4 protein-coding genes and 1 pseudogene are annotated in these 8,521 nt (G+C 44.8%); 2 read left to right on the forward strand and 3 right to left on the reverse strand.

Translation table 11 applies throughout. The features are described from left to right. The coding region (locus F6K20_RS14055) for an nSTAND1 domain-containing NTPase (protein WP_287295036.1) at positions 1–3,653 on the forward strand (3,653 nt) is incomplete at its 5' end. Positions 3,654–3,862: 209 nt separating this feature from the next. Here F6K20_RS14055 and F6K20_RS14060 read toward each other — a convergent pair. Continuing rightward, positions 3,863–4,699 carry an Rpn family recombination-promoting nuclease/putative transposase gene (locus F6K20_RS14060; RefSeq protein WP_008187325.1) on the reverse strand — a complete coding sequence of 279 codons (837 nt, stop codon included), beginning with the start codon at positions 4,697–4,699 and terminating at the stop codon, positions 3,863–3,865. Between the two features lie 17 nt (positions 4,700–4,716). Between F6K20_RS14060 and F6K20_RS14065 the strand changes: the two genes are divergently transcribed. Further along, positions 4,717–4,863, forward strand: coding sequence for a hypothetical protein (locus F6K20_RS14065; RefSeq protein ID WP_287295038.1), 147 nt, complete (start codon positions 4,717–4,719; stop codon positions 4,861–4,863). On the opposite strand, the pseudogene F6K20_RS14070 reads toward F6K20_RS14065, so the two are convergent. Together F6K20_RS14070 and F6K20_RS14075 are read right to left on the reverse strand one after the other, a co-directional pair. Beyond that, positions 4,826–5,803: pseudogene (locus F6K20_RS14070) on the reverse strand (ABC transporter ATP-binding protein). The gene F6K20_RS14065 and the pseudogene F6K20_RS14070 overlap by 38 nt on opposite strands. Positions 5,804–5,941: 138 nt before the next feature. Then, on the reverse strand, positions 5,942–8,320 hold the full coding sequence (locus tag F6K20_RS14075) for a lytic transglycosylase domain-containing protein (protein WP_287295040.1): 2,379 nt from the start codon (positions 8,318–8,320) through the stop codon (positions 5,942–5,944). Between the last annotated feature and the right edge of the window lie 201 nt (positions 8,321–8,521).

Here is an 8,521-nt window from a genome sequence, read left to right on the forward strand (position 1 = left end):
CCCCTGGTATTTGGTGTTTAAATAAGCACGATAAGGGAGAATATATCTTTCTTTCTCCGGGACATGAACTTAACTTACCGCCAGCACCACCATTGGATGAGTCACAAAATCCCTATCAGGGTTTAAACTCCTTTGACGAGAAACATAGTTCACTGTTTTTCGGTAGAACATTACTAATAGAAAAGTTAGACTATTTTGTCAAAGCTAATCCCCTGACAGTGGTGTTGGGTGCTTCTGGTTCGGGTAAATCTAGCTTGGTCAAGGCCGGATTAATTCCCAAACTACGGCAAGATAATACCGAGAAATGGTGTATTTTGCCAACCATCCGTCCTGGTGAGACTCCCTTGGAAGCATTAAATAATGTGCTGACTGATGCTAAGTTACCAGGGGTAGAGCCACAAAACCCCCAGCATAACCTGGCAATGAGCATTGATGTTTGGGCGAAAAATAACCCCAACTCTAAGTTATTACTGTTTATTGACCAAAGCGAAGAAATTATTACACTCTGTCAAAACTTAGATGAGCGTAAGGAGTTTTTCCAACAGATACTCACAGCCATCAATGCCCATCGGGATAAATTACGGGTAGTATTAACCCTACGTTCTGATTTTGAACCCCAAGTCAGGGATGCTGGCTTAAAGTTGGCACCGGAAGTACTAAATCAATTGGGAACTAAGGTACTGATAAATCTTTGGCAAAGTGGACGATTTATTGTACCGGCGATGACACGAGGGGAACTAAGGGAAGCGATAGAAAAACCGGCTCAAGCACGGGTAATGTATGTTCAACCCCACGAATTAGTAGAACAATTGATTGATGAAGTGGCGGATATGCCCGGAGCATTGCCCCTGCTGTCTTTTGCCTTAAGTGAACTGTATCTCAAGTATTTAAGGCGGCAACGGCAGGCACAATACAGCGGTATTACTATTGACCGAGCGTTGACTCAAGCCGATTATATGGAATTGGGGGGAGTAATGCGATCGCTAACTCAAAGGGCTGATAAAGAGTATCATTTGCTAGTTCAAGAAAATCCCGCTTATGACCAAGTAATCCGTGATGTGATGCTGCGGATGGTGGCACTAGGTGGGGGTGAGTTAGCCCGTAGGCGGGTACCGTTATCGGAACTAGAATATCCACCACCGAAAAATGGTTTAGTGAAGGAAGTAATTGAGCGCTTTAGCAATGCACGGTTACTGGTTATTGGAGAAGATGCTGAGGGGAATCCCTATGTGGAACCTGCCCATGATGCTTTGGTGCGGGGTTGGCAAAGGTTGCTGGAGTGGAAGCTTGAGAATGAGGAAAATTTACTTCTACAACGGCGGTTGACTCCCGCAGCCCAGGAGTGGGAAAGCCAGCAACAGGCAAGGTTTCTTTGGAATGCTAACCCTCGTCTTGATTTGTTGAAAAAGGTATATTTATCCGATGATAACTGGCTTAACCAAGTAGAAGCTGAGTTTGTGCGGCGCAGTATTGGGCGAAAAAGCTTTAATACTCGTCGGAATTGGGGTGTTGCGATCGCAGTTATGCTAGGGTTAGGTACGGGTTTGGTCTTTTCTTTGATTGGACAGAGAGAGGTACTGATAGGTCAAGTCAGAACTAATATAAAATCTGCAGAATCGACCTTACCAAACCAAGAGTTGGATGCGTTGCTTAACAGTTTACGGGCAGGGAAAGTTCTTAAAGATTGGCCTGGATACTTATCCCTATTCAAGCCAGAAAGTGAGCTACCGTTTTTAATGGAGCCAGAAAGTGAGCTTCAACATCAATTGTTACGAACTTTGCAAAAGGTATTCTATTTAGCGAAAGAACGTAACCGCATAGAAGTGCCTCAAAACTTTAAGAAGATGTTTTTTAAGGATGGTGAGTTACTGATTGCTACAGCAGGAGATGATGGTATTGTCCGCTTACAAGAGTTGATGGGACAACCACTAGCCCAAGTATTTTCAGGACATAAAGGTGAAGTCAATCTTGATATTAATAAGGATGGTCGCTTATTAGCAACCATTGACAAGCAATGTACTGTTCGCCTGTGGAACTTGGAAGAAAAACAGGAAGAGCCACCAAAGCTTATAGCTTCTATCTCACAGTCTAAAGATTGCGAAGTGAGCGGTGAGGTGAGCGGTGAGATCATTTTCAGTCCTGATGGCAAGAAGCTTGTAGCCTATAAAGACCGAACAAGCACTATCTACCTGTGGGACTTAACGGGAAATGAACCGAAGCTATTAAAAAAGGATCAAGACAATTTCAGTAGTATTAGCTTTAACTCCAAGAACCAGCTAGTTGTAGCTGTAGCTAACGAATCTGACTATACCCTCCGCTTGTCAGACTTTGTGTCTGGCAGTCAGTTAGCAGAGTTTAAAGATTTTTATGGGTGTTATTCGTGTGAGAGTCAACTCTTTGGGAACCTCGTTTTTAGCCCTGATGGTACATACTTGGCAGCCGCCTATGGCACTGATAACAGCATTGCCTATGTTGTTAGTTTAGATCATGAATCGTGGGAGAGTTTTAAACCCCTAAGCAGAGCTGCAAGCATCAGTTTTGATGCCAATAGTCGTCTGATTATCGGTCAACAGAATAATGGTATTATTAGTGTTCATGATTTATCTGGGTCTCATTCTTTACAATTTGAACTGAAAGGGCATCAAGGTAGTATTGGTGAGGTTATTTCTAGCTCGAATGGCAGAAAAATTGCTAGTATAGGTGATGACAAGACTATTCGCTTGTGGGAAACAGAGAACAAGCAAGTGGAAGAGTTAATCCCAATTGAGGGGAAGTTTAAAAGTCTCAGCATCAGCCCCGATAGCAAGCAACTAGCTGCTGTAAAAGAAGATGGGAGTGTCCATTTGTTAGATTTGAATGCTAATAATAATAAGTGGGAGCAATTTGCAGATATTCAAGGCATAAGTCAAATCATTTTTAGCCCTGATCGTAAGCAATTGGCTGCTGTAGACAAAGATAATACGATTAGCCTATTAGATCTAAATGGAAAGGAATTGTATCCACCCCGAAAATTCAAAAAACCAATTAGCCAGCTTATTTTTAGCCCTGATAGCAAGCGTCTGGCTGTTATAGAAAATGATGATGGTATAATCCATCTGTTGGATTTGAACAAAAAAAACTGGAAAACCTTGCCCTTCAAATTACCTCTTCGTATCGCTTTTAGCTCGGATGGCAGGCTGTTGGTGGTGGATTTACTAGATGACGAACATGTAGATAAACCCACTATCGTCTTAAAGGAATTGAAGCCTGGTAATGAATTGGATTCTGGGAAGGAATTAGTTCGGTTTAAGGGTGCTGAGAACCCCAGATTCAATAAGAATAGTATTGTTCTTAATACTCAGGGTAACTTATTAGCAGCTATTGCGGACAGCGATTATATCCATGTATGGGATATATCAGGAAAATTATTGACTGCTTTCAAAGGGCAGCAAAAAAACAAATTAACCAGTATAAGTCAAAGTGCTGATGGTAGCTTAATAGCTACCCTTGACCAGAATGGTACTGCAAAGTTGTGGCAGTTTGGAGGATTGGATGAACTCCTATCCAAGAGTTGTGATAGGGTGCGTGACTATCTTGAGAATAACCCCAATGTTGACAAGAGCGATCGCAATCTCTGCGAGAATGTACCAAAATTGGCGATCACCGAAGACTAATCGCACTCCAAAAACTCTTGGCACACAAGTGCGATCACTTGTAGGCAGATTTACTACGGTTGCTTGGGAAGTGCGATTGGCCGTAGGCCACGCTACGCGAGTCACGCTTCGCTTCCGCTAAAAGCGATCGCACTCTCGTTAATCTTGGTTGAGAAGTCGTGCGCTAAACGTAGCTATGCCTCTAGGGCTTATCCCACCGAAAGCATTACCTACGAGTTCGATTTGCTATCAGCAACAGATAGTGAACGCATCCATTCATCCAAATCGTCAGGTTTCGTAAAGTCCAACAACGCTTCCCCCAAAGCTTCAAGCTGAGGGAGGGATAAGGCTTGAACCTGCGCTCGTATTTCTGGGGACACTTCGCCAATGCGACGCAAGAGTTGGCGGAGTATAAGAGATTGTTCCCCTTCGTAACGGCCTTCATCCTTAATGTCTTGATAAATTACAGACTGCTCCATGATATCTCTGCGTAAAACCTGGTTAATGAAGTTCCTCTTTAATAATAGCCCTGCTAGAATCCCAGCGGACGCAGCCACATTGGTCTGTATCCTCATTTCTGGAATCGCCTCAACTCTTGCAGCCACCTGACGCAAGGTTTGAGCAGCGTCGGGGGTTTGTGTCAGCACAGCCAAGGGCAATAACCCCGTCGATTCCAGAAACGGCTGAGTTGGTTGTTCCCATAGCCGAATCACCTCAAATTCGTGACGAGTACCAGGAATCTCAAACGCTGTCTGATAAACGAGTGCAGAAGTTGAACGGGTTAAGTAAATGACCACTTGGCGCATCTGCTTATTGGGAAAACGGCGGAAAACTCTTAGGCGGTAATCTGCCATTCTGAAGGCCATAGTTGAGTCAGGTTTAGTCTGAAACTCGACGTGAAGGACAAAATCATCAGAATTCAGCAAAATCAAAGCATCCGCTCGAATGGGTTCAAGGGACAGTTCAGATGGACTGAGTTGGGTCATGGTGATGGGTTCACCAAGTAACCAGGAGGCAAAATCTTCCGAAAAGCTTTCAGCGAGGAACTTGCAGGTATTATCGAACATTAAACGATTATATCAGAGTGCCCGTCTCAGGGATTCTGCTGGATCCCGACTCCCGACTCCCTCGGTGCGCTTTCCGTAGGCGAATTAAATTCGCCACGGGTCGCACCGCTCCCGACTCCCGACTCCCTACTCCCTCAAACCCGGATTATTCAACTGCTTCATAAAAAACTCTTCCAAAGAAGGACGATTTAAAGTCATATTCATCAATTGGGCATCCATCAGCCGGAGGGAAGCCATAAACTCTTGGGGTTCCCCTCGCAATTGACCGTACCAGCAATCATCCTCAAATTCCAATTCCATCAACCACCGTTTGATAATCTCTATATTCCCACCTTTGCCTTTAACTCGGTAGGTGTTATCGGTACCCAAAAGTTCATCTAACGCTCCCATACAAATTAATTCCCCATTAGCGAGAATAGCGATGCGATCGCATATTTTCTCCACATCTGACAACACATGGCTGTTGAAGAAAATAGTCTTGCCTTGAGCTTTCAGAGACATAATAATTTCCCGGATTTGGTAGCGTCCCATGGGGTCAAGACCGGACATGGGTTCATCGAGAAATACTACTTCTGGGTTATTAATCAGTGCCTGGGCCATACCGATGCGCTGGAGCATCCCTTTAGAATACTGACGTAGTTGTTTCTTGCGTGCTGCTGATTGGGACAATCCTACTAGTTCTAACAGCCGAGGAATGCGTTTACGTTTTACCTCATGGGGAATTTCAAATAGTCCAGCCGTAAAGTGCAAAAATTCCCAGCCAGTGAGATAGTCATAGAAGTAGGGGTTTTCTGGTAAGTAACCAATGCGCTGCTTGACCTTTACATTACCAAGGGGATGTCCCAGTAACCATCCTTCTCCGCCAGTAGGACGGACAATTCCTAGTAAGGTTTTTAAGAGGGTAGTTTTCCCGGCTCCATTTGGACCGAGTAATCCAAAGGTTTATCCCTGATAGACCGTTAGGGAGCAATTTTTCAGGGATTCAATTTTTTGATTGAGCCAGAAGCCAGTGCGGTAGACTTTGCGCAGTTGGGAGGTCTGAACCACTGGGATTGCTTCAGAGGTGGTGAGTTGGGGGGGGAAAGTGAGAGTAGATTGCTCCATCCTGTTGCTCAGAAATGAGGGATATAATCTATATTTATTTATTCCCTATTTTGGGGGTGTTTGTGTCTATTCTTAATAAAATTCCTGATAGCTGATCGGGTAAGGTCTGGCTGAATGTTTACGGTCAGTCTTGCTGGATTACTCTTGAGCGAAAAAGTCTACTAACTGCTGACCAACCTCAGGATTGTATAAGCGTAAGTAATTCCAGTAATTACCCAAAACTTGCTTGACATAGTTTCTGGTTTCACTAAAGGGTATAGTTTCCACAAATTCATCTAAATCAATGGGTTCATTTTCCTTTAGCCATTTCCCTACATTACCTTGACCAGCATTGTAACTAGCAATGGCGAATGCGGAGTTATCCTTATACACGCGATGGCTATGGGCAAGAAACCAGGTTCCTAGTTTAATATTATCGTTGGGATTATCGAGTTTATAGTCGTTAAAATTGATGGATTTCCCTACCCAAGCTGCAGTACTGGGCAACATTTGCATTAAGCCCATGGCACCAGCAACTGATGTAATGTTTGCCTCAAATCGGGACTCTTGACGAATTAAGGATATAACCAGTAGAGGATTAATGTTACGCTGTTTTGACTCGGTTTCGATTATCTCTAGATAGGGAAAGGGATAGAGGGCTTGCCAGTAAGCCGGTTTTTTCCTGATTTTCTGGTACTGCTCCTGTTCTTGGGAGGTTTCTCGGTCTTCGAGAGTCTCTACCTCGGAAATTCCTTTGAGGTATTCTCCCATCGCCAGCCTGAACAAGCCATCAGTAAACTGTTGTGGCACAGTCGGCTTGAGGCGAGTTTGAAATTCCCCTTGCCATAGGCTCCAAGCATCCTGGTCTTGACCAAGCTGATACAATTCCTTCAAAGCTGCTGAGCCCACAGGTAACTCGGGTCGCACCGTTGGCCAGTTTAACGTAAGGGATGACTGGCGCAGTGTGGTAAAGTCTCCCACATCCCAACCCAACTGTACCGCTGAGCGCCAAGCATAGTATGATTGAATATGATTGGTAATTACCTGCTTAAACGCTGCTTCGGCTTCCTGCTTCCGTCCTAGCTGAGTTGCCCATTTTCCCGACCAAAACCCTGCCCGACGGGCGATCAGACTGTGGGGATTATCCTTAAGGATCGGCTGAACGTTATGCCAAGCTGTCAGGATGTCTCCGTTTTGTGCCGCCTCTTGAGCCATCTGCCAGCGATAGTCCGCTGCTGCATCAGAATTGCTATAGTTGTCGATTAACAATTGATAGGCTTGCTCAGCAGCGTTGGGACTTTTGAGTTGCTCTAGAGTTTTGGCTTTGGCCAAAAGTGCCTCAGCAGCTCGGTCGGGAAAGCGATCGATAACTTGGTCTAAATACGGGATCTTGTCAATGGGTGGTTCTAGTTCAGCTAGTTGGAGATAAGCCAAGGCAGTTTCCTTGGCATCGGGAAATTCCTCGACCATCTTTTTATAAGCCAGTTTAGCTGCTCTGGGCTTTTGAGCATACTGAAGTGCTCTAGCCCCTAAGTAGCTATGCTTAGGTAATGGTTTAGCATTGCCATAAGCAGCACTGGCTTGAGCATATTTGCGGTCTTTCCAATAGGCTAATCCGATCGCTTCCCAATCTTTCGGCTGGATTATAGCACGATTTTTATCATCGACAGATTTTCCGTAATTACTAACTAGTTGATCTAGCACTAGGGTAACCCCTGGTTGGTCAAAGGTATACCTGGCTAATAACAGCATCAGTTCAGGTTGATTGGGCTGATCCTTAAGCTTTTGCTGGATTAATTCAATGATGCGAGGATGAGAAGGATAGTTTTTCAGTGCTCGTTCCCAGTATTTTGGCTCTTCCGCAGAAAAGTCATACATCTGCTGTATTTTTGCCAACCAGGGCTGCTCAAAACTCCAGATGGTGCTGGCATATTTCGGAGCAATAGATTCCTTTTCTGGTTTGCGGTAGGGTGAATCATCTGACAAGAAGGCATACAAGGCTTCAGCTGCCACTGGCTGATTACCATAGCGTTGGAGCAACTCCTGCCAAGCTTGTTGGGCTTGAGCTTTGTCCCCAGTGAATTGGTAAGCCTGTGCTCGTTTGAGCACAATATGTCCTGCTAATACTGGATATTCCCACTCTAATTTATCTAACCAACGCAGTGCCTCCCTTCCCTGCTGCCCAGCTATAGCATCAACGGCCAATAGGTAACGAGCACGACCACGATTGAGGGATTTTGGTCCAATTGCGATCGCTTCGAGTTGTGCCACCCGCTCCTCGGGGGATTGAGATGCTAGTTTTAGTACTGTAGTGTCCTTGGGATTTCTGCGCCCCATGATTTGCTGGGGGAGCAACACTACCCAACTGGTTAATCCTAGCGGGTTCTTGGGATCAATCAACACTAAGATGCTGATCGAGATCAGCAGTAGGCTCAATCCCACACTAGACGCTAGTAGGATTTGTCGTCTGGTACGCTGCCGCAATTGCTGGCGCAATAAAGGATAGTAGCGGGAGAATTTCAAACGTGACCGTTTCATAGAGCCTCCTTCTGATGCACGTCCATATTAGGATGAGATTTTGGGAATAGAAAGCTCTGTGACATCATCTCCGGCAGCATTGGTATTGTTAAGCTTGAGTAATTGGTGATTATGATCACTCAACGAGCCATTACCAATGCACCATTACTCTGACCCAAAAACACCTTTAACTATAAACACTACTGAAAGAACCGGACAGGA

It is taken from the genome of Moorena sp. SIO2C4 (assembly GCF_010672485.1).
In the GTDB taxonomy this organism is placed as follows: Bacteria; Cyanobacteriota; Cyanobacteriia; order Cyanobacteriales; family Coleofasciculaceae; genus Moorena; species Moorena producens.

Bases quoted from the DNA above. Each gene is read 5' to 3' on its own strand.
- F6K20_RS14060 (WP_008187325.1), bottom strand. From the start codon at position 4,699: ATGTTCGATAATACCTGCAAGTTCCTCGCTGAAAGCTTTTCGGAAGAT.
- F6K20_RS14075 (WP_287295040.1), bottom strand. From the start codon at position 8,320: ATGAAACGGTCACGTTTGAAATTCTCCCGCTACTATCCTTTATTGCGC.